This is a genomic window from Sulfitobacter sp. TBRI5, assembly GCF_051013555.1.
Lineage (GTDB): Bacteria > Pseudomonadota > Alphaproteobacteria > Rhodobacterales > Rhodobacteraceae > JL08.
This window is the reverse complement of record NZ_CP112884.1, coordinates 674,249-698,801: the sequence shown is the minus strand read 5'-3', so window position 1 is coordinate 698,801 and position 24,553 is coordinate 674,249. Positions and strand designations below refer to the sequence as shown.

25 protein-coding genes, 1 tRNA gene and 1 pseudogene are annotated in these 24,553 nt (G+C 55.8%); 15 read left to right on the top strand and 12 right to left on the bottom strand.

From position 1 onward, the window contains the following. Positions 1-47: 47 nt before the first annotated feature. Complete coding sequence (ttcA, locus tag OLX72_RS03540) at positions 48-896, bottom strand: tRNA 2-thiocytidine(32) synthetase TtcA (protein ID WP_114868891.1); 849 nt, start codon at positions 894-896, stop codon at positions 48-50. 109 nt (positions 897-1,005) lie between these two features. Here ttcA and OLX72_RS03535 point away from each other — a divergent pair, with 109 nt between their 5' ends. Both OLX72_RS03535 and OLX72_RS03530 read left to right on the top strand, forming a co-directional pair. After that, positions 1,006-1,536, top strand: coding sequence for a DUF3833 domain-containing protein (locus tag OLX72_RS03535; protein ID WP_114868892.1), 531 nt, complete (start codon positions 1,006-1,008; stop codon positions 1,534-1,536). Between the two features lie 92 nt (positions 1,537-1,628). Next, positions 1,629-2,630 (top strand): alpha/beta hydrolase, encoded by a 1,002-nt coding sequence (locus tag OLX72_RS03530; protein ID WP_433989839.1) that lies wholly within the window; start codon positions 1,629-1,631, stop codon positions 2,628-2,630. Positions 2,631-2,669: 39 nt separating this feature from the next. Here OLX72_RS03530 and OLX72_RS03525 read toward each other — a convergent pair whose 3' ends face one another. The 4 genes from OLX72_RS03525 to rpmH form a co-directional block, all read right to left on the bottom strand. Beyond that, positions 2,670-3,590, bottom strand: a complete 921-nt coding sequence (locus OLX72_RS03525; protein WP_433989838.1) for a calcium/sodium antiporter — start codon at positions 3,588-3,590, stop codon at positions 2,670-2,672. Positions 3,591-3,727: 137 nt separating this feature from the next. After that, on the bottom strand, positions 3,728-3,976 hold the full coding sequence (gene yidD, locus OLX72_RS03520; RefSeq protein WP_114868895.1) for a membrane protein insertion efficiency factor YidD: 249 nt from the start codon (positions 3,974-3,976) through the stop codon (positions 3,728-3,730). Next, a complete protein-coding gene (gene rnpA, locus OLX72_RS03515) occupies positions 3,973-4,392 on the bottom strand; it encodes a ribonuclease P protein component (RefSeq protein WP_114868896.1) in 420 nt (139 codons plus the stop codon). The genes yidD and rnpA overlap by 4 nt, the downstream gene beginning before the upstream one ends. 22 nt (positions 4,393-4,414) lie before the next feature. Next, complete coding sequence (gene rpmH, locus OLX72_RS03510) at positions 4,415-4,549, bottom strand: 50S ribosomal protein L34 (RefSeq protein ID WP_114868897.1); 135 nt, start codon at positions 4,547-4,549, stop codon at positions 4,415-4,417. A 299-nt stretch (positions 4,550-4,848) separates the two neighbouring features. On the opposite strand from rpmH, the gene OLX72_RS03505 reads away from it, so the two are divergent. From OLX72_RS03505 to OLX72_RS03485, 5 genes are all read left to right on the top strand, one after another. Next, positions 4,849-5,598 (top strand): TVP38/TMEM64 family protein, encoded by a 750-nt coding sequence (locus OLX72_RS03505; RefSeq protein WP_114868898.1) that lies wholly within the window; start codon positions 4,849-4,851, stop codon positions 5,596-5,598. Beyond that, the gene (locus tag OLX72_RS03500) at positions 5,595-7,013 is read left to right on the top strand and encodes a dihydrolipoyl dehydrogenase family protein (protein WP_114868899.1); all 1,419 of its coding nucleotides are present in this window, start codon (positions 5,595-5,597) and stop codon (positions 7,011-7,013) included. Before OLX72_RS03505 ends, OLX72_RS03500 begins: the two co-directional genes overlap by 4 nt. Before the next feature lie 16 nt (positions 7,014-7,029). Then, complete coding sequence (locus OLX72_RS03495; RefSeq protein WP_114868900.1) at positions 7,030-8,415, top strand: sensor histidine kinase; 1,386 nt, start codon at positions 7,030-7,032, stop codon at positions 8,413-8,415. Between the two features lie 54 nt (positions 8,416-8,469). After that, positions 8,470-8,546, top strand: a tRNA-Arg gene (locus tag OLX72_RS03490). Positions 8,547-8,858: 312 nt separating this feature from the next. Beyond that, a complete protein-coding gene (locus tag OLX72_RS03485; RefSeq protein WP_433989837.1) occupies positions 8,859-9,164 on the top strand; it encodes a hypothetical protein in 306 nt (101 codons plus the stop codon). A 442-nt stretch (positions 9,165-9,606) separates the two neighbouring features. Here OLX72_RS03485 and OLX72_RS03480 read toward each other — a convergent pair whose 3' ends face one another. Then, positions 9,607-10,146 carry a hypothetical protein gene (locus OLX72_RS03480; RefSeq protein WP_433989836.1) on the bottom strand — a complete coding sequence of 180 codons (540 nt, stop codon included), beginning with the start codon at positions 10,144-10,146 and terminating at the stop codon, positions 9,607-9,609. A gap of 345 nt (positions 10,147-10,491) precedes the next feature. Here OLX72_RS03480 and OLX72_RS03475 point away from each other — a divergent pair, with 345 nt between their 5' ends. Continuing rightward, positions 10,492-11,484, top strand: a complete 993-nt coding sequence (locus OLX72_RS03475) for a class I SAM-dependent methyltransferase (RefSeq protein WP_433989835.1) — start codon at positions 10,492-10,494, stop codon at positions 11,482-11,484. Positions 11,485-11,610: 126 nt separating this feature from the next. On the opposite strand, the gene OLX72_RS03470 is transcribed toward OLX72_RS03475, so the two are convergent. The 3 genes from OLX72_RS03470 to OLX72_RS03460 all read right to left on the bottom strand — a co-directional run bounded on the left by OLX72_RS03470 (position 11,611) and on the right by OLX72_RS03460 (position 13,976). Continuing rightward, a complete protein-coding gene (locus OLX72_RS03470) occupies positions 11,611-12,999 on the bottom strand; it encodes an FAD-binding oxidoreductase (RefSeq protein ID WP_433989834.1) in 1,389 nt (462 codons plus the stop codon). 346 nt (positions 13,000-13,345) lie between these two features. Continuing rightward, positions 13,346-13,540: a DUF1059 domain-containing protein gene (locus OLX72_RS03465; RefSeq protein WP_433989833.1), complete on the bottom strand. Its 195-nt coding sequence runs from the start codon at positions 13,538-13,540 to the stop codon at positions 13,346-13,348. A 25-nt stretch (positions 13,541-13,565) separates the two neighbouring features. Further along, positions 13,566-13,976 carry a GFA family protein gene (locus OLX72_RS03460; RefSeq protein ID WP_114871811.1) on the bottom strand — a complete coding sequence of 137 codons (411 nt, stop codon included), beginning with the start codon at positions 13,974-13,976 and terminating at the stop codon, positions 13,566-13,568. A 103-nt stretch (positions 13,977-14,079) separates the two neighbouring features. On the opposite strand from OLX72_RS03460, the gene OLX72_RS03455 reads away from it, so the two are divergent. Next, the gene (locus OLX72_RS03455; protein WP_114871810.1) at positions 14,080-14,967 is read left to right on the top strand and encodes a LysR substrate-binding domain-containing protein; all 888 of its coding nucleotides are present in this window, start codon (positions 14,080-14,082) and stop codon (positions 14,965-14,967) included. Between the two features lie 409 nt (positions 14,968-15,376). Here the strand turns inward: OLX72_RS03455 and OLX72_RS03450 are convergent, their stop codons facing one another. Continuing rightward, the gene (locus tag OLX72_RS03450) at positions 15,377-16,018 is read right to left on the bottom strand and encodes a TetR/AcrR family transcriptional regulator (RefSeq protein ID WP_114870827.1); all 642 of its coding nucleotides are present in this window, start codon (positions 16,016-16,018) and stop codon (positions 15,377-15,379) included. A gap of 178 nt (positions 16,019-16,196) precedes the next feature. Here OLX72_RS03450 and OLX72_RS03445 point away from each other — a divergent pair, with 178 nt between their 5' ends. Next, on the top strand, positions 16,197-17,666 hold the full coding sequence (locus OLX72_RS03445; RefSeq protein WP_433989832.1) for an arylsulfatase: 1,470 nt from the start codon (positions 16,197-16,199) through the stop codon (positions 17,664-17,666). 541 nt (positions 17,667-18,207) lie between these two features. On the opposite strand, the gene OLX72_RS03440 is transcribed toward OLX72_RS03445, so the two are convergent. Then, positions 18,208-18,645, bottom strand: coding sequence for a thermonuclease family protein (locus OLX72_RS03440; RefSeq protein WP_433989831.1), 438 nt, complete (start codon positions 18,643-18,645; stop codon positions 18,208-18,210). Positions 18,646-18,805: 160 nt separating this feature from the next. Here OLX72_RS03440 and OLX72_RS03435 point away from each other — a divergent pair. Together OLX72_RS03435 and OLX72_RS03430 are read left to right on the top strand one after the other, a co-directional pair. Further along, a pseudogene (locus tag OLX72_RS03435) lies at positions 18,806-19,006 on the top strand (integrase core domain-containing protein); the annotation flags it as partial. 116 nt (positions 19,007-19,122) lie between these two features. Then, complete coding sequence (locus OLX72_RS03430; RefSeq protein ID WP_114872472.1) at positions 19,123-20,235, top strand: alpha/beta hydrolase; 1,113 nt, start codon at positions 19,123-19,125, stop codon at positions 20,233-20,235. A gap of 275 nt (positions 20,236-20,510) precedes the next feature. Here OLX72_RS03430 and OLX72_RS03425 read toward each other — a convergent pair whose 3' ends face one another. Beyond that, complete coding sequence (locus OLX72_RS03425) at positions 20,511-21,536, bottom strand: AraC family transcriptional regulator (protein ID WP_114871757.1); 1,026 nt, start codon at positions 21,534-21,536, stop codon at positions 20,511-20,513. A 79-nt stretch (positions 21,537-21,615) separates the two neighbouring features. On the opposite strand from OLX72_RS03425, the gene OLX72_RS03420 reads away from it, so the two are divergent. The 3 genes from OLX72_RS03420 to OLX72_RS03410 all read left to right on the top strand — a co-directional run bounded on the left by OLX72_RS03420 (position 21,616) and on the right by OLX72_RS03410 (position 24,317). Further along, positions 21,616-22,515 carry a DUF1254 domain-containing protein gene (locus OLX72_RS03420; protein ID WP_433989830.1) on the top strand — a complete coding sequence of 300 codons (900 nt, stop codon included), beginning with the start codon at positions 21,616-21,618 and terminating at the stop codon, positions 22,513-22,515. 42 nt (positions 22,516-22,557) lie between these two features. Continuing rightward, complete coding sequence (locus OLX72_RS03415) at positions 22,558-23,223, top strand: DUF1214 domain-containing protein (protein WP_433989829.1); 666 nt, start codon at positions 22,558-22,560, stop codon at positions 23,221-23,223. A gap of 71 nt (positions 23,224-23,294) precedes the next feature. Next, positions 23,295-24,317 (top strand): DUF1254 domain-containing protein, encoded by a 1,023-nt coding sequence (locus OLX72_RS03410; protein WP_114872471.1) that lies wholly within the window; start codon positions 23,295-23,297, stop codon positions 24,315-24,317. The last annotated feature ends 236 nt before the right edge of the window (positions 24,318-24,553 follow it).

Here is a 24,553-nt window from a genome sequence, read left to right as displayed (position 1 = left end):
GGATCAGGGCGGGGTTAACGCCGGCACAGGAACTTGCAGGTCTTTGCCTAAACTTGTTCCGAATTGTCGCCGGCGAGACGGGTCAGCCCGGCAAAATCGAACAGCGCCGGATCCAGCAGATGCGAGGGGCGGGCGTTCATCAGGGCCCGGAACATCACCTGACGCCGCCCCGGGCTGCGGGTTTCCCATTCATCCAGGATCGCCTTAACCTGCTGGCGTTGCAGCCCGTCCTGCGATCCGCACAGATCGCAGGGAATGATCGGATATTGCATCGCGGCGGCGAATTTTTCGCAATCCGCCTCCGCCACATGGGCCAGCGGGCGATAGACGAACAGATCGCCCTCTTCGTTCAGCAGCTTTGGCGGCATCGTCGCCAGACGCCCGCCGTGAAACAGGTTCATGAAAAAAGTTTCAAGAATATCGTCGCGGTGATGGCCCAGAACGACGGCACTGCACCCTTCTTCACGCGCGATCCGGTAAAGATTGCCACGCCGCAGCCTTGAGCACAGTGCGCAGAAGGTACGCCCTTGTGGTATCTTGTCCATCACGATGGAATACGTGTCCTGATATTCGATGCGGTGGGGCACATCCATGCGTTTCAGAAAATCGGGCAGGACGGTGGCGGGAAAGCCGGGCTGGCCCTGATCCAGATTGCAGGCAAGGATATCAACCGGCAACAGCCCGCGCCATTGCAGTTCGTGCAGGACGGCCAGCAGGGTGTAGCTGTCCTTGCCGCCCGACAGGCAGACAAGCCAGCGCGCGCCGCGTTCGATCATGCCATATTGTTCGATCGCCTCGCGGGTGTGGCGCACGATCCGTTTGCGCAACTTCTTGAATTCGGTGCTGCGGGGCGCACCGGCAAACAGAGGGTGGATATCTTGGTTATCGTCCAGCATGGCTTGGCTTTAGTAGAGTTGCGCAGGTCAAACAAGAGCAAGAGATTTTGCGCTTTGGGTAAACCGAAACGCGGCGGGTCGCGTATAACGGAAAAAGGAAACATCACTCATGCGCCGCCTTACCTTTGCCCTTCTTGCCGTGCTTGGCCTTGCCGCCTGCGTCGGAAAACCGTCGCTGAACGATGATACGCTGTCGGATCGCCAGTTGAATCTGGAAGAGTTCTTTGCCGGAGAGACAGTGGCCTATGGCCAGTTTCAGGATGTGTTCGGCACCGTGCGCCGCCGGTTCGAGGTGGATATAACCGGAGACTGGGATGGCAAGACCCTGACCCTGACCGAAGATTTCCTCTATGAGGACGGATCGACGGAACAGCGCGTGTGGTCGCTGGTCAAAACCGGGCCGGACAGCTGGCAGGGCACGGCCCCCGGCGTGATCGGCACCGCAACCGGGCAGGAAAACGGTGACAGTTTCAATTGGCAGTACGAAATCGATCTGCCGGTCCCCGATGGCACATTGCGCGTCACCTTTGACGACTGGATGTGGTTGCTAAGTGACGATCGCCTGTTGAACCGCGCCTATATGAAACGCTTTGGCGTGCCGATTGGCGAAGTGATCATCACCTTTGAAAAACGCCCCTGACACGGATATTGGCAAGGTTTCGCCGGAAGGTAGGTGATACCTTACTTTTCGTCACCTTCGGGATCGGGCACAGTTCACCCATCAGGGCGGGGGTGCCGGATCACAAAGGGGATCAGCAATGGAATTATGTTTTTAGCGCGCGCCGTGTGCGTCAGGGTGCGTTTGATGATGAACCGGGCAGCACGTATTTTCTGGCCGTACCCGACAACGCTGGCGATATCGGACCAGACCAACGGATCGGGGCTGCCGGTGGCAACATGCCTGACAAATGGGCAAACGCCGTCCTTGCCGAAGCGCGATCAGGTGTCAACCCGCGCACCGGCCAGCCCAAGGGCGATATTGTCATCTACATTCACGGGTTCAACACCCCTACGGCCACGATGTTGCAACGCCATAGGCTGATCAAGAAAGGGCTGGGCGATCAGGGGTACAAGGGCAGCGTGGTCAGCTTTGACTGGCCTTCTGCGGCTTCGGCGCTGAACTATTTGGAAGATCGCAGCGATGCAAAAACCAGCGCCCGCCTGTTGGTGGATGCGGGGATTTCCGGATTTGCCGCCCGCCAGACCCAGGACTGCGAGATCAACCTGCATATACTGGCCCATTCGATGGGCAGCTATGTCCTGCGCGAAGCGTTCGACGATGCCGATGACCGGCCTGCCGTTGCGGCCACCAGTTGGTCGGTCAGCCAGATCATGCTGATTTCGGGTGATATCTCAGCATCCTCGATGGGCAGTGACAACCCCAAGACAAGCTCACTTTACCGCCATTGCGTGCGGCTGACCAATTACCACAATCCGTTTGATTCCGTGTTGTCGCTGTCAAACATCAAGCGCGTCGGTGTGTCTCCCCGCGCGGGGCGCATCGGGTTGCCGGATGTGCGCCCGTCCAAGGCGGTGAATGTGGATTGTGGTGCACATTACAACGCCCACAAGGATGCGTTTGATCATCTGAACAACGATGATCACATCTGGTATTTCTACGATCAGACCTTCATGCGCGATGCCTTTGAAACCATCGAAGGCCACGTAGACCGGAACGAGATTACAACCCGGATCGGAACCCACAGCCAACTGATGCTGCGAAAACCGGGCTAGGGGCGGGCGCAGGCGCATACGTTCCGGACCCGCAGCAGATTACCCTTGGGCTGCCCAGATATAGCCCGCATATCCGGCCAGAAACATCGCGCCGATCCAACGCCCGACAACAGCGCGTGTCAGCAACAGACCGGTCAGAACCAGAGACAGCGCCACCATGACGGGCAGATCAAACACCAGAAATCTGTGCGCCACCGGAACGGGTGTGATCAGCGCGGTCACACCCAGTATGCCCAGAACATTAAAGATGTTTGATCCGATCACATTGCCGATCGCGATTTCCGATTGACGCCGGATCGCAGCAATGACCGATGTCGCCAGTTCTGGCAGGGATGTGCCGACAGCCACGATTGTCAGGCCGATAAACGCTTCTGAAACGCCAAGACCGCGTGCGATTGACACGGAACCGTCTACCAGAAACCGCGCGCCCAGCATGACCAAGGCCAGCCCGGCAACAACCCACATCGAAGATACAGGCACCGAAGCTGGGCTGGAGGTTTCTGGCGTTTGCGGCATGTTCACACCGGGATTGCGGTATGCCCATGTAAGATACGTCAGCAACGCTGACACCAGCACAAACCCTGTAAACCGTTCCAGATATCCGGATAAAAAGACAGGGACCAATACCAGAGTGGCCGCGGTCATCACAAATGTGTCCCGTTGCAATGTGGCCCCGGAAACGCGGATTGGCCAGATAAGCGATGTCAGCCCGACGATCAGAAGAATATTGGCGATGTTTGATCCGATAATATTACCAAGCGCGATGTCAGGGACGCCGCGCCATGCAGCATCAACAGAAACCAGCAATTCTGGCGTGGATGTGCCGAACCCGACGATCGTCAACCCGATCAGCAGTGGCGGGATAGAGAGGCTTCGGGCAATTCCGACACTGCCTCGGACCAGCGCTTCGCCACCAAAGAACAGGCCGACCAATCCGGCGACGACGTAGGCGTAATCCAATTGAAAATCCTCTGCGGCAGATGATCTGCCCGCAGTGTAATTAGGTACTGCTCTGGGACCGCAACAGAGCCTGCCAAAGAAAAACTATGCAGGGTGCGATCAGATGTTCAGACCGTCCCGGATACGGGGCATTGAGGCTAGTTGCCGGGCCTGTCGCGCTCCTTGCGCCCGGGGACCGGATCATAGCCATCGCGGCCCCAGGGATGGCAGCGTGCGATGCGGCGCGCCGCCAGCCAGCTGCCCTTGATCGCCCCGTGCTGGTCAAGTGCCTCAAGCGCATAGGCACTGCAGGTGGGCTGATAGCGACAGTTGTGCCCGACCCACGGGGAAAAGATCAGCCGGTAGGCGCGCACGGGCAGGGCGACGATATGTGCCAGCGGGGTCATGTGCCGCGATCCTTGTGGATCTTGTTTAGGGCATTGACCAGATCGGATTTCAGATCGGTGAAATCGCGGGTCGCGGTCACATCGGGGCGCCCGATCAGCACGTAATCCCAGCCGGGTTTGCCATGTTCGGGCAGCAGCGCGCTCGCCACTTCGCGCAGGCGCCGTTTGGCACGGTTGCGCGCGACAGCGTTGCCGACTTTCTTGGAACAGGTGAACCCGACGCGGATACCCTTGTGGGGTTCGTCGGGCTGGCGGCGGCGGGCCTGCACCATCATGCCGGGCGTGCCCTGCCGTCTGGCCCGCGCGGCGCGCAGAAAATCGCTGCGTTGGGAAAGAATTGTCAGACAAACGGAAACCGCCGGGGGCGTATCCCCTGCTGCAGGTGTTCCTGCGTCGGGGGCCTCCGGCGGTGTCATGCCTGAACGGTCGGTGGGCGCTTTATGCGCTCAGCGACTTGCGCCCACGGGCGCGGCGTGCGTTCAAAATCTGGCGGCCCGACTTGGTTGCCATGCGAGCGCGAAACCCGTGACGCCGTTTGCGGACCAGGTTCGAAGGTTGATAGGTGCGTTTCATCGCTCCGTCTCCAATATTCGGTTCCGGGCTCGCGGATTCGGCCCTGGATGTGTATTCGAAGCCCGTCCTTTAAGGGGGTGGAAAGGGTAAGTCAAACCATTGTCGCGCCATTTCGCCGGGTTTTTGCAACAAAAGTCCGCTCGCGCCCCACACCAATTGTTTCAATATCCGAAAGAACCGCTGAAATCATCACGCCAACTGTCACCTGGTATCAAGCGCGCGTGATCGCCCTATCGCCGCGCGCCCCGCAGCGTCATGTAAGGTGCAGATTGTAAGCGCAGCGAAACAAAGGCACTGTGATGACTGATATGGCAGATACACCCGATCCGATCGACAAACCGTCGTTTCTGCGGCACCTGCCGCTGATTACCATTGTGGCGGTTGCGGTGATCGGGGCGTTTACCTTACGCGATTATCTGAGTTTTGAGACGCTACGTGCCAACCGCGAGGCGCTGCTGGCGTACCGTGATGCGCATTTTGCAGCGTTGGCTGGGCTATTTATCCTCGTTTACGTCTTGATCGTTGCTTTTTCCCTGCCCGGCGCGGCAGTGGCATCGGTCACCGGCGGGTTCCTTTTCGGGTTGGGTTTTGGCACGGTCTTCAATGTGGCTGCCGCAACGGTCGGGGCCAGCGCCATCTTTCTGGCGGCGCGCTGGGGATTGGGCGCCGCCCTGACCCGAAAGATCGAGGCATCGGACGGCAAGCTGAAAACGCTGAAAGACGGGCTGCGCGAACATGAGATCAGTGTTCTGTTCCTGTTGCGACTGGTGCCTGCCGTGCCGTTTTTCGTTGCCAACCTGCTGCCGGCGCTGGTGGGGGTGAATTTCCGCAACTTCGTATGGACAACGGCGCTGGGCATCATCCCGGGCGCTCTGGTGTTCACTTGGATCGGCGTCGGCTTGGGCGAGGTGTTTGATCGTGGCGAAAGCCCCGACCTGTCGCTGCTATGGGAGCCGATGATCCTTGGCCCGATCCTTGGGCTGTGCGCGCTGGCCGCGATGCCGATGGTGATCAAGGCGTTGCGCAAAAAGAACGGTGGCCCGCTATGAAGCAGATCAAAACCGATATTCTGGTCATCGGCGCGGGATCGGGCGGGTTGTCTGTTGCCGCTGGTGCGAGCCAGATGGGGGCCGATGTTGTCCTGCTGGAAGGCCACAAGATGGGCGGCGATTGCCTGAATTACGGCTGCGTACCGTCAAAGGCGCTGATCGCCAGCGGCAAGGCCGCATACGGGCAGGCCCATGCCAGCGCATATGGAGTGGCCGATGTGGTGCCACAAGCCGATTATGCCGCCGCCAAGGATCACGTGGCCGATGTGATCGCCACAATCGCGCCTGTCGACAGCCAGGAGCGGTTCGAAGGTTTCGGCGTGCATGTGATCCGTGAATTCGGGCGCTTCATCTCTCCGACAGAAGTGCAGGCCGGTGACACTGTGATCAGCGCCCGCCGGATCGTGATTGCCACCGGATCATCGCCGCTGGTGCCGCCGATCCCCGGATTGGAGGATGTGCCTTATGAAACCAATGAAACCCTGTTCGATCTGCGTGAAAAACCCGACCATCTGTTGATTGTCGGGGGCGGACCGATCGGGATGGAAATGGCGCAGGCGCATATCCGTCTGGGCAGCAAGGTCACGGTGATCGAAGGCGACAAGGCGCTGGGCAAGGATGATCCGGAACTGGCTGCCGTCGTGCTGGACAGTCTGCGCGCCGAAGGTGTCGAGATTGCGGAAAACGCGATGGCCGCACAGGTGCGCAGCACCAAAGGCGCGATCGAGATCGAAGCCAAGGACGGGCGCGTGTTCAAGGGCAGCCATCTGCTGATGGCGGTCGGGCGCAAGGCCAATACCGACCGTCTTGATCTGGAGGTAGCAGGCATCGAAACCACGCGGACGGGCATCAGGGTGGATGACAGCCTGCGCACCACCAACAAGAAGGTCTATGCCATCGGTGACATTGCGGGCGGTCTGCAATTCACCCATGTCGCGGGGTATCACGCCAGCGTGGTGATCCGCTCCATTCTGTTCGGTCTGCCGTCAACGGCGAAAACCGCGCATATTCCGTGGGCCACCTATACTGATCCCGAACTGGCGCAGGTGGGATTGAACGAAGAGCAGGCGCGCGCGCGTCATGGCAACAAGCTGGAAGTGGTGCGCCATGAATACACCCATAACGACCGCGCCATCGCGGAGCGCAAGACCAACGGCCTGATCAAGCTGATGGTGGTCAAGGGCCGCCCCGTGGGTGCCAGCATTGTCGGTTATCAGGCGGGCGAGTTGATCAGCTTTTGGGCGCTGGCGCTGGCCAATGATATGAAAATGCGCCAGATCGCGGCCATGGTTGCGCCCTATCCCACGATTTCCGAAGTGAACAAACGTGTTGCGGGGGCTTACTTTTCCCCCAGACTTTTTGATAATCCTAACGTTAAAAGAGTGGTGCGGCTGGTGCAGAAATGGCTGCCGTGACAGGAATGGTAGGTGCATGTTGAATTCCCTTTCGGGTCGGTTTCTGATCCTGACAACATTGTTTGTGATGCTGGCGGAAATCCTGATCTTCGTGCCGTCTGTTGCACGCTTCCGCGAGGATTACCTGATCAACCGGCTGGAACGGGCGCAGATCGCATCGCTGGCGCTGCTGGCCGATGACATGCTGGAAACCGAACTGGAAGCCGAATTGCTGCGCAACGCCGAAGTGTTCAACGTCGTGCTGCGGCGCGACGAAGCACGCCAGCTTGTGCTGTCATCGCCATTGCCGCACCCGATTGATGCAACCTTTGACATCCGCGATGCCAGCGCGATGGTGCTGATCCGCGATGCAATGCTGCGGTTTTTCAACCCCGCGCCGCAGGTCATACGCGTCATCGGCAGCCCCGTGCGCCAGGCCGGGCTTGAGATCGAAGTGACAATGGACACCGCGCCGCTGCGCGAGGCGATGATTGATTACGGTCTGCGTATTCTGCTGTTATCGGCGGTGATTTCGATCTTTACCGCCGTGCTGTTGTTTCTGGCCGTACGCGCCATTCTGGTGAAACCGATCAAGGGTGTGATCGGCCATATGCAGCGCTATGCAGATGCGCCCGAAGACGCGCGCCGGATCATCAAACCCTCTGCCGGTGTCACCGAACTGCGCGAGGCCGAAGATGCACTTTTGACGCTGCAAACCCAGTTGACGCAAGCCCTGAAACAGAAAGAACGACTGGCGCAACTGGGTGGGGCCGTCGCCAAGGTCAGCCATGATCTGCGCAACATCCTGACCAGTGCGCAATTGTTCACCGACCGCATCGAAAGCAGTCAGGACCCGACAGTGCGGCGGTTGGCACCCAAACTGGTCGGGTCGATCACCCGCGCGGTGCATCTGTGTGAAAGCACGCTGGCCTTTGGCAAGGCGGAAGAACCCGGCCCGACCCTGACCATGGTGCCCCTGATCGAAACCGTCGCAGATGTGATCGACAGCGAACGGCTGGCCATCGGCGATCACGATCTGAGTTTCAGCGAGGATATTCCGCCGCTGATGCAAGTGCGCGCCGATCCTGAGCAACTGTATCGCATCCTGTCCAATCTGGTGCGCAATGCCCGGCAGGCGATTGTGGCTGCTGGCCAGCCGGGCGAGGTGAACGTTTCCGCGCGCGAAGACAGTGATCACTGGTGGATCGACATCACGGATACCGGGCCCGGATTGCCGCCCAAAGCCAAGGAACACCTGTTCACGGCCTTTCAGGGCGGCGCGCGCAAGGGCGGGTCTGGTCTGGGGCTGGCGATTTCAGCCGAGCTTGTCAAAGGCCATGGCGGAACGCTGGACCTGATCCGCACAGGGCCGGACGGCACCGTTTTCTCGATCTGTCTGCCCAAAAGTGACGGCACTGTGTAACGCGCGGTTTTGGGGCTTGCATTCGCCACAGCCAATGTCTAAACCGCGCCCAGTGGACCGATAGCTCAGCTGGATAGAGTACTTGACTACGAATCAAGGGGTCGGGGGTTCGAATCCTCCTCGGTCCGCCACTATATCACCTCAAATATTTGATTAATAACTATTTTTTGAGGCTTAGTGTTTTCTTGTCCCCCAGCGAGTCCCCCACTCAGACATAGACCTTGCCGGAATTTGCGGGAATGCTGTAGTCTCTGCCGATACTCAGCGTCTATCGGTCCCGGGCACTATTTAATGATGAGTTGTTCCTGACCCACGTTTGAGCAGTCGGCTCCTCTTTCCAGCAAGACTTGCACTCGGGCTTTCCGATTCACGTTAAAGGATGGATTGTTGCCTTTCGGCTTTAAGTATTTGAATTTGAGCGTCGTTATTCTAAGGATAAAAAAATGCCAAATTATTCAGCAAATCATATTCTCGTTATATTTGCCATTTCATCGACTGCAGCCTGTAGCAACCCAGATGGTTCAACTGGACGTGTAGGAAGCCCATATTGGTTCAATAGCACGACACCTGAAATGCGGTACGAGTACTTCTCAAAAATTTGCAAGGATTATGGTTTCGAAGCTGGAACCACCGAAATGTCTCAATGTGTTCAACAGGAAACTGTCGCCGCACGCGATAATTCCAATCAAAAGGCTCAAATATCTGGGGCAGCCTATGCAAACACATACTCGGCGGTTACGTCAAACTAACACAGAATCGATCGGTAAATTTTCTCGAACATTCAAGCATATTTAGTTTTCTCTCAGCGAACAGGACAGCTCTTTGGGGGAACGGACCAACGGGTCACCACCGGTTCCCGCAGAGCAGACCTCCATGCAGATTGAAGCGAATGTCGGCTATTGGAGTAAGCGGTCATTGGCGTTGCCTTCAATCCACAAGTTCTGACCTGAACCAGTCTCTCATACTTTTTTGCTTAGAAGCGAAACCAACCGCCGCAATTCCTGCATCTCTTTCGTTCGCATGCCATGCCGATAATTAGGATGCGCTGCACCCGAAGATTGACCACCGCCAGCGCCGTGCATCCGACAGACCGCCCAGCCTCGCACCGCCGGACTTTTGCACGGTAAGCCGCTGCGCTTTGATTTCGCGGTGCATCTAGGAGATGAATGGGCCCTTTGCATGGGGTTACCGTCACTTTTCACCATCAACCCTCCCCCCGGTGCTGACATCGCCCACAATGGCCTGTCCGCCGTCAGCGACATTGACGTGCTGCACTGTGACCGTCTGCTTGCCGCCGTTGCGGTGCTTGCGTAGCGCCTCCATCTGGATGGCATAGGTGCGGGCCAGCTTGGTGTATCCAGTGTAGTGCGCCTGAACCTGGTCCATAGTATCCGCATTCGCCAGCCACCGCCCGGATCGTATCATGGCCACATGGGTCGCGGCCATCTGGACGGCAAGCATGCGTTCCACGACATCCCGGGGCTTGAGTTCCGCGATGGCTCCGAGCATGAAAAAACGTTCGTCATTGCCCGGATGTTCATCACTCGCTTCGGACGACTTTAAAACCTTCAGACAATGCGTCATCAACGCTTCTGCCAACTCCGGATGCTGTGTTCCGAAAATCTTCTGCAATGCGGCGTCTTGGTTCAGGGTGATGTGTTGCCCCTTTTCAAAGGTGCCCGTCAGCTTAACGCCCAATTTGCTGTCAGACTTGGTTTGTAGCTTGCCCATATTGTGACCTGTCCTTGCGCTTTTCTTTTTTGATGGATCGGCAGGCCGAAAAGCGACCCCGAAATCTGCTGATTTACCTGATCTTACAAATGTTCCCATTGATGCTTGTTCATGTTTTGTACTATACCATACGCATGCCATGGCCGTCCACAATACCGCATGATTTACGTGTCCTACTGCAAGCACTGGGCCAGCATCGCGACGCGGCAACCGACGCCGATAGGTGGGGCGCAATCAAGGAATGGTTGGAGAGCCATGCGGTGCCTGCGCCCGACGCGTTGCCGTCAGCGCCGGAGATCCAACGAAGGGGCTAGGTTTTGGACCAGCGGACGGCCCAACAGCCAAATGGCCGCTTCCATCAACACCGGACCTTCGCCGCGTCATGGCGCAATGTCTCAGTTGCGGGACGAAGCCGCCGTTGCGTTTTCCGTCAAATTTCACTTTACTGATACACGCTATAAATTGAGAGGCGGGTGCCTCAGGATGCAAGACAATCAGGCCCAAGCTGACTATTGGAGCTCCGAGAGCGGATTAAAATGGATCGCATTTGAGACCGAGCTCGATCTAGCGTTTAGCGCCGTCGACGAGGCGTTGATTGCATGGTCGGCTCCGCAACCGGGTGAAAGTGTTCTGGACATTGGCTGCGGAACAGGCGCTACGACGAGGACTTTTGCGTCGCATGTCATTCCGGGAGGAAAAATCTGCGCGGTCGATATCTCGCCTCCGTTACTACGGCATGCACAGAGCCAGTCTGACGGGGCAACCGCCGAGACGCGATACTACTTGGCTGACGCACAAACCGACCAAATCCCGGGAGCGCCCTTCGATCTCGTGATTTCAAGATTTGGCTCAATGTTCTTTGCCGATCCGGTATCAGCTTTCGGTAACATTCGACAGCAAATGAGGCCAAATGGACGTTTGGTTCTAGCTGCTTGGGCGAAGGTCAAAGGGAACCCTTGGTTTGAGGTGCCCAAAGACGGGGCTACCGAACAACTTGGGTCGTTGGATCAATCCGATCCCAACGCACCCGGGCCACTTGGATTTCAGAACGCAGATCGTGTCGTAGGAATCTTAAAAGACGCAGGGTTTCAAAATGTGATCGGCGAAACGATCCGGGCGCACTTAACCCATCCTGGCCCAGTTGATCGGGTCGCTGCGTTGGCTTCGAACATCGGTCCGGCCGCGAGAATTTTAAAAAAGTACAACGGAACCGCCCAAGACATCGACGAGATAACCCGCTACGTAATATCTAAGTTTCGAGACTTTGAGGGGGAGAAAGGCATTCGCATTCCAGCCAACCTGAACTTTTTTAGCGCCAGAAACTTGGATTTGTCATAGCCCGCTAGCAAGGTTTTCGCAGTCCGTGTGGGGTTCGCGGTGGTCGTTCGAGGCAGTCGATTTCAAAGACTGCTTTGCAAGACTTCGAAGTCACTACCAACTACCGCTTGATTTGAGAGTTGAATCCTAATCTGCTGGAACAATGTTAGTATTCAAACGGAAGAAATTGGTTGGGTCATAGCGGGCTTTGACTCTACGCAAACGGGCCTCATTTGCGCCCACGGCATCACTGAGGCGCTCATCGTCACCGTCACCCAGCCCATTCATGTAAACGCCGCAGGAGTACGGCGTCATGGCTTCCCAGGTGTCGCGCACCCAGGCGACCGATGGTCCAGGCTCTTCGCCTTCGTGCCAGATTGCCGCGGGAATAAAATCGAACTCAGCATCCCTGTTGGCAAAAGCAGTGTCCTGCGGCCGGACATCCCGGACCGCGCCACCAAACTGCTGCAGGATAATCATCGATCTGTTATCGGGAACGGCTTGGTAGCTAGCGATTAAAGCATCGATGCCATCCTCCGGTAGTTTGTCGATTAGATGAGTTTTCCAATAATATCTCTGACCATAAGGAAACCGCACGTCGGCGTCCGACTGGACGTCGACATAGGGTCTGGTCTCCAATCGTGTCGCGATCGGTGACCCGAAGTTTATCAGTGGCGCCAAGGTGGCCTCGGCCGCGTCTAGCGGAGCGATGTGAACGGAACCCAGATTTACTACGGCAGTTCCGTCATCCATCTTCGCGAAAGCCGCCTGCGATGTGACTTCTCTTGGCGCTGAAGTCGCAAACTCCATGAAATACCTGAGAGCCTCTTTGGCTTTGTCGAGGCGATGCGTGGCGGTCGCGAACAAAACCTCATTTCCGATATCATGCAGGCGGAACCTGAACGATGTCGCGATGCCGAAATTTCCACCACCACCGCGCAAAGCCCAAAACAGATCAGGGTGGTTCTCGAGGCTGGCTGTTACCTGCTCACCTTCGGCCGTCACCAGATCAACGGAGATCAGATTGTCGCAAGCAAGACCGAACTTTCTGGCAAGCCGGCCAACACCGCCGCCAAGGGTCAAGCCGCCAACCCCTGTATGCGTCACAACACCTGCCGTAGTCGCGAGACCATATTTTTGAGTTGCACGGTCGAGATCTCCGAGCGCCGCCCCCCCGCCAACAGCAGCGGTTTTCTTCAAGGGATCTACCTGAACTTGGCAAATGGGTGTCAGATCAATCATTAAACCGTTTTCGGCGACCGATTTGCCCGCGATATTGTGCCCCCCACACCTTACCGAGATCAGAATTTCATGTTGGCGAGCAAATCGAACAATCTCGACGACATCTGCCGCATTCGCGCATCGTGCAATGAGTGCGGGGCGCTTATCAATCGCAGCGTTCCAAACGGTGCGGGCCTGGTCGTAGCCGAGATCGTCTGGCAATAAGAGTTCGCCCTCCAGCCCATCCCTGAGTTCTTTGATGTGAAGTGCACTCAGGTCAATCGTGCCGCCGGTGTATCGTGTTATTTCTGGCATCGGTCTGACTCCTCAGCCTGCATCCTTCTCACTAGCCTACAGGCGGAGAAGTCTCTTAAAATATAACCCTATCATAACTTTGCCAGTTTGTCCGCTCCCCGCTCCTAGCAACCACTCAGTCAAATCCCGCCATAGTTCCGCTCTGCTGACTAAGTCGGCGCTGCTGCCGGGTCTAACATGGAGTCCGCCTTTCTTTCGCGCCAAAGCACGCATTTTCATCCAACAGACCGTAGGTCAGATCAATTGGTGCCACAGTTTGGGGTCCTGATTGGGGGACTGTGATCTTCGGGCAGGCTTGGCAAAACCAGCGCACCCGCCACAAAGGCCTCTCCAGCCAGGTCCGTTATCATTTGGCCCTAATTAACGTGCTCAGATACGCACGCGTTTCCTCGTCCCATGAACTAGGGTCTTCATTATGTGCAATGACGGCGTGAAGTTCCATCAGCTTCCAGACTTCATCTTTTGAACCAGCGGTGACTTCGCCGGTGCAGGTTTCCATGCCCTCGCAATCGCGGCACGCGTATGTGTAGGCTTCGCTCATGACCTCCCTTTCTTGGTTAATTGCATCAAAACTTTTCGAAGGTCGGCAACCCGTCAGCGAGCTTGATCCACGGCTGCTGGTGCGAGACAAAGACGTGCGACTTCGGTTCAGCCACCGATGGGTCATCAAGGGTGGCGGCGGCAAACCAAGCGTCAGAACTCCAATCCTGACCGTCGACCTCACCCTCTGCGGCATAGGTCAGCGTGGTCCCGCAATCACCACAAAAGCCTCGGCACACACCGGGGGTCTTCTCGATCGTTTTGATGGTGCCACTGGTGACTTCGAAGTTCCGCGCAGCCACCTTTGCCCAAGTCACGAACGCGCCGCCAAGCGCCAACTGGCAGGACCGGCAATGACAATGCGCCGACCATTCTGGCCGACCGGTAATCTCGTATCTTACGGTGCGACAATAGCATCCACCTTTTAGCTTTTCCATCTTCCAACCCTCCAAGTCGGACCGCCGCGATAACGGTAATGTTGCTAATTTTTTGACTTCATGCGACTCATTAATATTAACGTAACTTTAGAAAAACTATTATATGGACTGGTCGAAACTCCCGTCGTTGAACAGCCTGCGCGCCTTCGCAGCCGTTGCAGATGCAGGCAGCTATGCAGGTGCCGCAGAAAACCTGAACGTCACGCAGGCCGCTGTGAGCCAGCAGGTCAAAGCGCTGGAAAGCCGGTTGGGCATTGTATTGGTCGACCGGGTCGGCCGCAGCATTGAACTGACGCATTCAGGGGTCCGATTGGCTCGGGACTTGGATGCAGGTTTCGATATTATCAGCCGCGGCGTGGAGCGAATGAATGAAGAAGCTGCACTCCGACCGGTGCAAGTGACGATGCCACCTGCCTTTGCCGTCGAGTGGTTCATGCCGAGGGTCAGTGAATTTCAGCGGGCGAATCCGGAAATCACTCTGATGCTCAATCCGACGTCACAGATCGTTGAACTCCACCCCGGTGGGATTGACGTCGCAATAAGGTATCGTGATCTTCGACGCGCTAAATCGGATGTTGAGGCAGTACTCCGGACAGACATGGTTGTCATCGGTGCGCCCTCACTGGTCGAGGCGCGCGATCTTTCAGACTACAAATCCCTTGCGGAACTGCCATGGCTGCAAGAGCTGGGGACGAACGAGGCGGCAGAATGGTTCACCTTTCATGGCATCTTCCCAAAGCGGCCTTTAGCGATTAACCATATGCCGGGTAATCTTATCATGCCCGCCGTCCGACGCGGCGATGGCATCACCTACACCGCTCGCGCATTTTTTTCCGAGGATATCTCGGCCAGACGCGTAGTCGTACTGGCTTCTGAAACGCTCTTTGGGGTCTACCACATCGAAACATCGCCCGGGCGACAACGTCGCGAAGTGCTGACATTTATCAAGTGGCTCCGTTCGAAGGCCGAAGTGATTACAGCGTCGGCATGAACGCGCTTGAGCCTAACGAGCAAACGACTGCTCCGGGCTCAAAGCGGAAGTTCACAGTTTTTTGGCGAGTGTCTGCTGTGTCGCGTCAAGCCGCCGTTAGCGACTGAAAATTCGAAACTTTTGTTCCGAATGGCTGCTTTTACCGGCACCAGACGTTCGCTGCACTCTGTATTAATGACCGCCTTGCGGACGAACCGGACCGATGCGTCCGCGGCATAGGTGATCGTCCAACTCGCGAACCGACAGCGGTCTCATCACTGCAGCGCAGCTTGGTTTCCCGAAAGCGGACGTTCGCCCCGCGGCAGCTTGATGCCTCAAATGCGGACAGTCCCGACATTCAAACAGGGCAAATGTCCATCCCGCCTGTGCGCTTGACTTGAGCGATCAGCAGAAAACGGCTTCTGTTCATCTATTTGCTGCGGTTGGCTCCAAGTTCGGGCACATACAGATCGATGAGTTGCGTGATGACGTCGATCATCTGTTCATGTGACACAGCGCGGTCGAAGCGTGTGCCGTACAACGCTATACTACCTTCCGATGCGAAGGCGATGAGCTGAACGACCTCCTGCAACTTCCGAACTTCAACGTTCGGGTAAGAACGTTTCAGAAGTTCGGTCACGCCTGCCATGAGTTCGTCATACATGTTGTCGATCGCCGTGCGCGTGCTTTCGTCGTGCAGAGATATGGCCCACAATTCACGGAATACCCTGACGGTTTCCTCTCTGACAGTGTCCGTCAGCAACCATCGAACAAGGCTTCGAACATCCTGGCCAGGCTGGAGTTCCCCTTCTGTCAGAAGTGCTTCAAACTGGCCCGAATAATCAGCCACCATTCGATTGACCACACCCTGCAGCAACTTCTGCTTGCTTGGAAAGTGGTACGCCAGGTTTCCGGGCGAGATGCCGACGGCCGCAGCCACGGAACGGGTCGTGAATTTTGCATAGCCCTGTCGGATCAGGACATCGCGCGCACAGTCCAAAATGCGCTCTGGCGTTGCCTGCAAACTGCCTTTCGATGCCCGTTTGGGAGTGGTCGATTCCTGCTTTCGCACGCTGTTTCGCCTCTTCTTTTTTTCACGTTCACCTTGCCAGAGTCACCGGGAAAGCCAAAACGAGCTTGCCAGAGTTAGAACAATTGGCCTAAATATTTGTTTAGATCACATGACCTAATTCGGCAGCGGGATGCCACCGCAAACCCGACACACGTCGAGCAGGTAAAGGAGAAAACAGATGAATATCAAGCTTCTCAGCGGTAGCGTCGCGCTTGCACTGACCATTGGCGTCGGAGCTGTTCCTTCGGGCGCTTCCGAGAAGCCCAATGTTGTTCTCATGCTGGCCGACAATGTCGGGTATGGCGACATCGGCGCCTACGGCGGCGGGGCGATGCGCGGAATGCCGACGCCAGTGCTCGACCAACTGGCCGCTGAAGGCCTGCAGTTGACGCAGTTTCTCGTCGAACCGGGTTGCACGCCTTCCAGAGCCGCCCTGATGACGGGGCGCTACTCCGTGCGTTCGGGTCTTGGGACGATCATACTCGGGGGCTTGCCAAACACGTTGCAGGAAGAGGAATTCACGCTTGGCGAGATGTTCAAGTCGGTGGGGTACTCGACCGCGATCGTCGGCAAGTGGCATCTTGGCTTTGAGGAGCATAGCTGGCCCACCCGGCAGGGGTTTGATGAATACAGAGTCGGCGTCATAGAGACATCCGAAAGCACGCTTTACCGGCCCAACATGGAGCGCGCGATGATCGATGAAGCGACAATCCTCGAGGCGGTGCCCCACATCTACGAATCGGACGGTCAGGGTAATCTGACACCTGTCCGGGAATACACGCTGGAGTATCGACGCCAGATCGAGAGCGACATCGCAGACGCCGCCGTCAACTACATCGCCCGACAGGCTGCCGCTGAGACTCCATTCTTCCTCTATATTGGCTGGACGCATACGCATTATCCCAGCCTGACCGCGCCAGAGTTTACGGGGAAATCAACCCATCGTTACGGCGATGCGATGATGGAACTCGACCACCGCACGGGCCAGGTGCTTCAGGCCATCGAGGATGCAGGGATCGAGGACAACACCATCGTTCTATGGATGAGCGACAACGGCGCCTCGCCGGATGCGGCCCCTTGGCCCGACAAGGGAGGCAGCAATGGCCCTTTCCGGGGCGAGTTGGGTGATCCTACGGAAGGATCAATCAGGACCGTAGGTATGATCCGTTGGCCTGAGAAGATCAAGCCCGGCAAGACCAACGAAATGGTCGCGATCCACGACATTCTGCCCACACTCGCCTCCATTGTCGGTGCGGATCTGCCTGACGATCGCCCCTATGACGGCGTCGACCAAAGCGCGTTTCTTCTTGGTCAGCAGTACATGTCGAAGCGCGAGCATCTCTTGACCCATGTGAACAACAAGGTCGCCGCACTGCGCTGGCGGCATTTTCGAATATACCCCAAAGCCTACAGAGGGTCCTTTAGCAACCCTTCTCAGGAGGGTTTGCTGGGCGTCCAGGTCGAGAAGAACGGCGGCCCTGATGTCTTCAACATCGAGATGGACCCACGAGAGGAATATTCGATTTCGGGCGACAACGCGTGGGTTGTGGCACAGTGGCTCCGCTTCGTGGCCGAGTACAATGAATCGTTGAGGGAACATCCCAACCCGCCTGGCGTAACGCTCACAGACCCGGACTTCGGCAAATAGATACATTGAACCGCCAGGAATGGAGGACGTGCCCGGATTCTGAGGCGGGTCGAATGGCTGCTTTTCGCTCTGAATTGCCGCAGATGCTTTCAGCCGGTCGCATTGCTACATCTGCGAGCGTAAAATCAAGATTGCTTCCGGATTGGGCTCGATGCAGTCATTCGACTGTTTTTCTCTGATGACCGGTTCGTCGCGTTAAGCAGCCGTTCATGACTGGAAATTTGAAGTTTTGGTTATGAACTTCTTTCATCAGCACCGGGCATTCAGCGAAAAATGGCGAGGGCCCAAACCAGCTCTTCCAAATGCTCACTTTGGCTGGTGTGTGAAAGCAGCCATTGGCACATATTGCGGCATTTTACAGATTGGGCTCAAGGCCGTCATTCGACGCGGAGCGCACCAAGGTCTGCTTTGATACCAGAAATTATGGGGGATTGCATTTTTTCTGGTAGCTTTTCAGCTGTTTAGGTGTGGCATAGCAAAGGAATAGTTAGAGAGCGACCACGTACAAGATTTCCAACAGAAAGAAAGCTGAAGCGCAGGTCTAGTCCCGAATGTCTTCAACGGCGTGTCCAGCGTCTATCAGTGCTCGGTTTATGTCTATCCCATCTAAATGGACAACGCCCAGCCAACGACCGAACGAGTCACTTCTGTCACCGTCGTCGCGACCCTTTATTGTTTTGAGTATAATTGATTTACCATCGATAAGATCGCGCAGAAAAACAGTAGCTGCCTTGCCGGCTACACGGGACTCTCCCCTTTTTTCAGGAGCATCAATACCAACCAGCCTTATGCGCTGATTTTTGAGCATAATGTAAAATCCCAAATCGATATCAACGTCAATCGTATCACCATCCACAACATTTGTGACTTCGGCCGTGTATAGATACGCTGGCTCTGTGGGGCCTTCTTGAGCGCTTGACGATGTGTAACCGAAAGCCAATAAAACTGCGCTTGATACTCCTAGCAACCGTTTATTCATTCTAGTCCCCTAGATGCACCGAAACGTGCCACAGTTCCCTCGGAAGCAGAAACACTTGGTGGCAAATGGGCTAAGGCCAACGCGACAGAACGGACTAGCCCGGCAAAAGATATTGAGAAACGAATAGCTGCATACACAAGCAACACCTCTAAAACTCACGTTTCTGCCCGGTGATCTCGAACGCCAGATCGGGGCCTTCGTCGATTACTACAACAACGAACGATACCATGAGAGTCTGAACAACGTCACACCCGCCGACGTCTACTTCGGGCGCGACAAAGCCATCATCCGAGAAAGGGAGAAGATCAAGAAACTGACAATCCAACAACGCCGCTTGCAACACCAGAAACAGGCAGCATAATCAATCACACAAACGAACCAGAGCCTCCAATGCTCAAGCCGCTCTGATGTCCCATTTTATATGACGACGGACAGTATGTATTTGGTTTTCCGTACTTTCAAAGTATGAGTGCAACCATGAATATCAGAATCATTTCACAACACTTAGCGGTATTTCTTGTACTAATTCTGGCAGGATGTGGCCGTGCTCCGCAACTTATTGGCATAATGAACCCGGAGGTCTCCCTAGACTCCGTCGAAGAACTTACCAAACACAGGATTTTCCTGATGTCGACTCGGGACGCGTCCGATGTATCAGGTGTATTCTACTCGTCCGAGAGGGCACCAGAACTTGGACTTGCCTCGGTTGATGCGACCGTGCCGCCAACCCATATCACTGGGGTGCTGGAACGCCCCAAGAGGTTGCCACCTGATCCGCGCACAGAATTTACCGTCGTCAACCCGACAGTGTATGGCAATGAAGCGGCCTTTATTGCTGAAATCAATCGCGAGCTATCGAAACGTTCCCCTGGCAAGAGAGAGATTCTCATCTTTATCCACGGCTTCAACAACACAACAAGTGATGCGACTCTAAGGCTCGCTCAGTTTGTAGAAGACACGGGCTTTTTAGGTGTGCCCGTGCTTTTCACCTGGGCTTCAGCGGCAAAAGGGAGCGAGTATGTCTATGACCTCAACAGCGCTCTCATCGCGCGTTCGCAAATCGGGAATATGGCCGCGATTCTCAACAAAACAAGAGCTGAGAAAGCCGACATATTTGCGCATTCTATGGGCACATTCCTCGCCATGGAGGGGCTCGTAAAGCAACATGCATCCGGCCGCTTGGGCAAAGGAACCGAGATTGACAATATCATTCTTGCGTCACCTGACATTGATCTGAACTTGTTTGAGACCCAGATTGCCGAACTTCCGCCTTCTATCGTCAAGAAGATGTATCTCTTGGTCTCTAGGGATGACTTCGCGCTACGCTTCTCCCGCCGGATCGCAGGTGGCGTCCAGCGTGTCGGCGCAGCGGACACGGAAGAGTTAGATCGCCTTGGTGTTACCGTCATAGACCTTTCCAGCATAGAAGATTCGAGCTCCGGTAGCCATTCCAAGTTTGCGGGTTCTCCCGAAGTGGTTCAACTAATCGGCGCTGGCATGAACTCGAGCCGCCGTTTCGGCAAAACTGGCAGCAGTACTACATTCGAGGAACTTTTGGCCAACGTGCCGGTTACAGTGGTAAGAAATTAGAGGTGTTGTAGGTTCCGCCAGACGAGTCAGGTTAGCTAGCAGACTTTCTCTGATATCCTCGCCGAAGGAGCAGATTAGGGTGTATTTTCCGGATCGTCATTTACGCGAGGCTTTCTGACAGTGTGTCTGAGCGGAATTGTCTGCCTTTCGCTGCGGTCGCATCGTTGCGCTGTTAGCTGACGAAAAATCCGATTGTTTGGTAATAAACGCGCCTTCGCCTCTATTCCGTAGCGATTGCTTTTTTTATTTCGGCTTAAGCGATGTTCAGCCAGAAACTAATTTTTCCTCGACATGCGCCGAGAAGAACCCGGCGTCATTCCAGTCCACTTTTTGAATGCGCGAATGAAGTGTTGCTTCGACGTGTAGCCAACCTTTTTTGCGATTTCAGCAACCTTGGCTTCGGTGTTAAAAAGGAAATCTTCCGCAACCTGCCTGCGCGTTTCCTCCAGCATTTCTCCGAAGGACCTACCTTCTGCTTTCAACCGTCTTTGCAACGTCCTGCGCTCCAAATGAAGTTGATCTGATATTTCTCCAAGGTCGGTTATGCCGTCTTTCACAAAGTTTTGGAGGGCTAAGGAAAAAGCGTCTGAAAAACTGCTGGGCGGTTTGCTCTCCGCCAGGTTGCGCAAGTCGCTGAACGTGAACGGGTCAGAACCTGAGGAGCCATCCAATGAGCCGGACACAATGTCGGTCAGACAGCCTATCATTTCGACCCCGGTTTCAATGCCTTCAACATCCACACAGAAGAACTGGCTCAGATGCTCAGCGCGCGCACCGTTTGCGGCTGCTATGCGGAGAACCGCGGGTCTCCAGTCCGGCCCTTCAAAACTTCGGATCAGGTTCATCAACAGGGCTGCCACCCCATCGCATTGTTGCCGTGACCCAAGAGCCCTGGGTGTGGGAGGCTGATAACGCAAATCAAATCGGTCGCCTTGAATGCTCAATCTTAAACTTGACCCGTTTTCATGGTACTTGAGTGTGCGTGCGGCCCTTCGCAATGCTTCGGCCGAAGTTGGTGCCGACATGGCATAGCGTCCGAACGATCCAAGTTCTGCGAAAGGTAGTGCGTCACCCAAAATTGCCCCGAGAAGGGGCTGATTGCTTTGACGGGCAACTAATTCCAGCAGCCGGACGTACTCGGCATTGGGCAAGTACGCATCAGCGTCACTCTTCCAGCGGCTGGAAAAACCACCAGCCTGCAAAACCTCCTCAATACTGTCTGTTCCCAAAAGATCTTCCATCAACCCGACAATAGCGGAAACCTCTTCTCCACTAACAAGCGATATTTCGGCATTGCGCATGCGACTGCCTTCTGGCTCAGGTCAGCCAGGATTTGGCCGTATCCAAACATATAGAACATTTTGTCGGGAATTGGCACCTGTGAAGCATAAAATCCACTGGGTGGCGGTCTCCTTATCGAATAAAAAGTTCAGCAAGAAAAAAACCCTCCTCCATAAAATCGCGGTTAGAAACATGAAGTACACAAAATCGATTGCAGCACTTACGCTCCTGGCGTCGACGCTTTCGGCGCCGATCGTCACAGCTCAATCCTCCGATCCGGCGTTCAAGGCAGATGTGCCCGAGAGCATCTTGACGCCGGACGAAGTCGAAACGCGCCTCGGCACCTTGCGTTTCAAAGATGGTGCGCCGGATGCCGAAACGGTCAAGCTGGCCTATGACAATCTTGACTTCATGCGGGGGGTCACCGCGTTTCTGGATGCAATGCCTGCTGCTTCTATCCACAGCATCTGTCGTGGCTATGAAGATGTGGGCATGGGGCCGCAATCTGTCGGCATTTTTGAAAATCTCATGGATGCCCGTTCGGTGTTCCTGACGCCCAATTCGACTACGGTTTACGTATCCAAATGCTACGACTTGGAAGATGGACCGATCGTGGTGGAGGTGCCCGCTGGTGTCCTCGGGCCCATGGATGACGCGTATTTCAGGTTCATTACGGACTTTGGTGTCACCGGGCCGGACGAAGGTGAGGGCGGAAAGTATCTATTCGTGCCTCCCGGCTATGAGGGAGAATTGCCCGAGGACGGATATTTCGTTTTCCATTCACCAAGCTATACAACCATGCAACTCATCCGTGCCTTCGTCGGCGAAGACGGAATCGAGGCAACTGTCCAGCGTGTGAAGGACACCATGCGAGTCTACCCATGGGAGCAGCGGGGCAATCCGCCGAAGACCGAGTTCGTGAACCTCTCCGGTAAGAAAATCAACACCGTTCATGCCAACGATTTCAATTTCTACGAGGAAATCAACGCGGTTATCTAGAAAGAACCGGCAGGTGCACTTCCGCCTGAACTGGTCGGTACCTTGGCCGCGATTGGAATCAAGAAAGGTCAACCGTTCGAGCCAGACGCGCGGATGCGCGAGATCCTCACGGACGCGGTCGCAGTCGGCAATGCCACCGCTCGGTCGATCATTTTCGCGCAACGCGATCCCCGCGGATACTACTTCGAGGACCGGCAGTGGAAAACTAACTTCATCGGTGGCAGCTCTGAATTTTACAATGATGGCGAGCGGATGAAGGATTCCCGGGTTCTCTTCCACTACTACGCGACGGTCATTACTCCAGCGATGGCGAAGCCTGCGGTCGGAACAGGGTCGGTCTATGGCTATGCCGAACGCGATGCGAACGGCGACTATCTGGACGGTGGCAAGACCTACAAAATCACGTTGCCTGCGCCGATCCCGGTGAACAACTTCTGGTCGTTCATGGTCTATGACAACCAGACGCGGTCGATGCTGGAAACCGATCAGAAAAGTGCCGGTATCGACAGCAACAAGCCTGATCTGGTGGCCAATGATGATGGTTCCTACACGGTTTGGTTCGGACCTAAAGCGCCGGAAGGCAAAGAAAGCAACTGGGTGCAGACCATGCCTGGCAAGGGCTGGAACACCCTGATACGCCTCTACGGCCCGCTGGAGCCGTGGTTCGACAAGACATGGAAACCAGGTGACTTCGAACTGGTTGAATAATCAAATGAAATCCCCTGGCGCGTCCGCAATTTTGCGCCGGGGTTCGAACTTCTTAGTGAATGGAAAAGATAATGAAAGCCACTATTCTCAAAACGGCTGCGGGTGTGCTTGTCGGAACTTGCCTGGCGTTTTCAGCGACTGCACAAGAGCTGGTGACTGTCGAAAACTTTGAACGTGCAGAAACTGACCGGACCATGCAAGCCTATGTCGATGCCGACGGGTTCGGGCAGTTCTACCACATCCGCCAACCCACGCCGCTGGACGAGCAGAATGTAGTACGCATGAACCTCGATACACTCTATTCGTTCGGCGTTTTCGACCTGACAAATCCTGTCACGATCACGCTGCCGGATACCGGCGAGCGTTTTATGTCGGCGTTGATCATCAATCAGGACCACTCGATGCTGCCGGTGGAATATTCACCGGTCGAGTTCACCCTGACACAGGAACAAATAGGTACGCGCTATGCGATTATCGCACTTCGAACCTTCATGGACTCCAAGGATCCTGAAGACGTTGCAAAGGCGAATGCGTTCCAGGATCAGGTTGTGGTGAGCCAAGCCGATATCGGCAGGTTTGAAGTGCCCGAATGGGACGAAGCCTCGCTGCTGAAGGTCCGGGGGGCTTTGGCCCTGTTGGCGTCCACAGTGTCTGATACCAGAGGCTTTTTTGGAGACCGGTCCAAGCTCGACCCTCTGGAATTCAAGATGGGCACGGCAGCGGGCTGGGGCGGCAACCCCAAGGAAGGCGCGATCTACTTCACGCATTCGCCGGCGCAAAACGGCGGCGCAACACCCTATAGTCTAACGGTTAAGGATGTGCCTCTCGTCGGAAACGGGTTCTGGTCGATCACGGTCTACGGTGAGGACAACTATCTCAAGCCGAATGATCTGGGCGTGAATGCTCTCAACAACGTCACCGCCGAGCGGAACGAGGATGGCAGCATCACGTTTAACGCGGGTGGCTGTGAGGATGGACGCATCAACTGTATCCCGATTACGAATGGCTGGAACTATGTTGCGCGCACATATCGTCCGGAGGCCGAAATCATCTCCGGTGCGTGGGTGTTCCCCGAGATGGAGCCTACCGAGTAGCAGCTCGAAACGGCGGCCGCTTCTTTAGGGGCTGGCCGCGTGAACTGCATCCCCGTCACACCGGGGTGGAGATCTGCCGTCCGGCTCTACCAACCTCGGGAAGAAATCCTCGACGGCATCTGGACGTTTCAAGAGGTGGAGCCCATCGACGTAAACTGACCTAACTCATCAGTAAGGATAGCGGTATTTGCAAACGGCGGTTCTGTCCTGCGACCTGAATATTCGCCGCTTGTCCC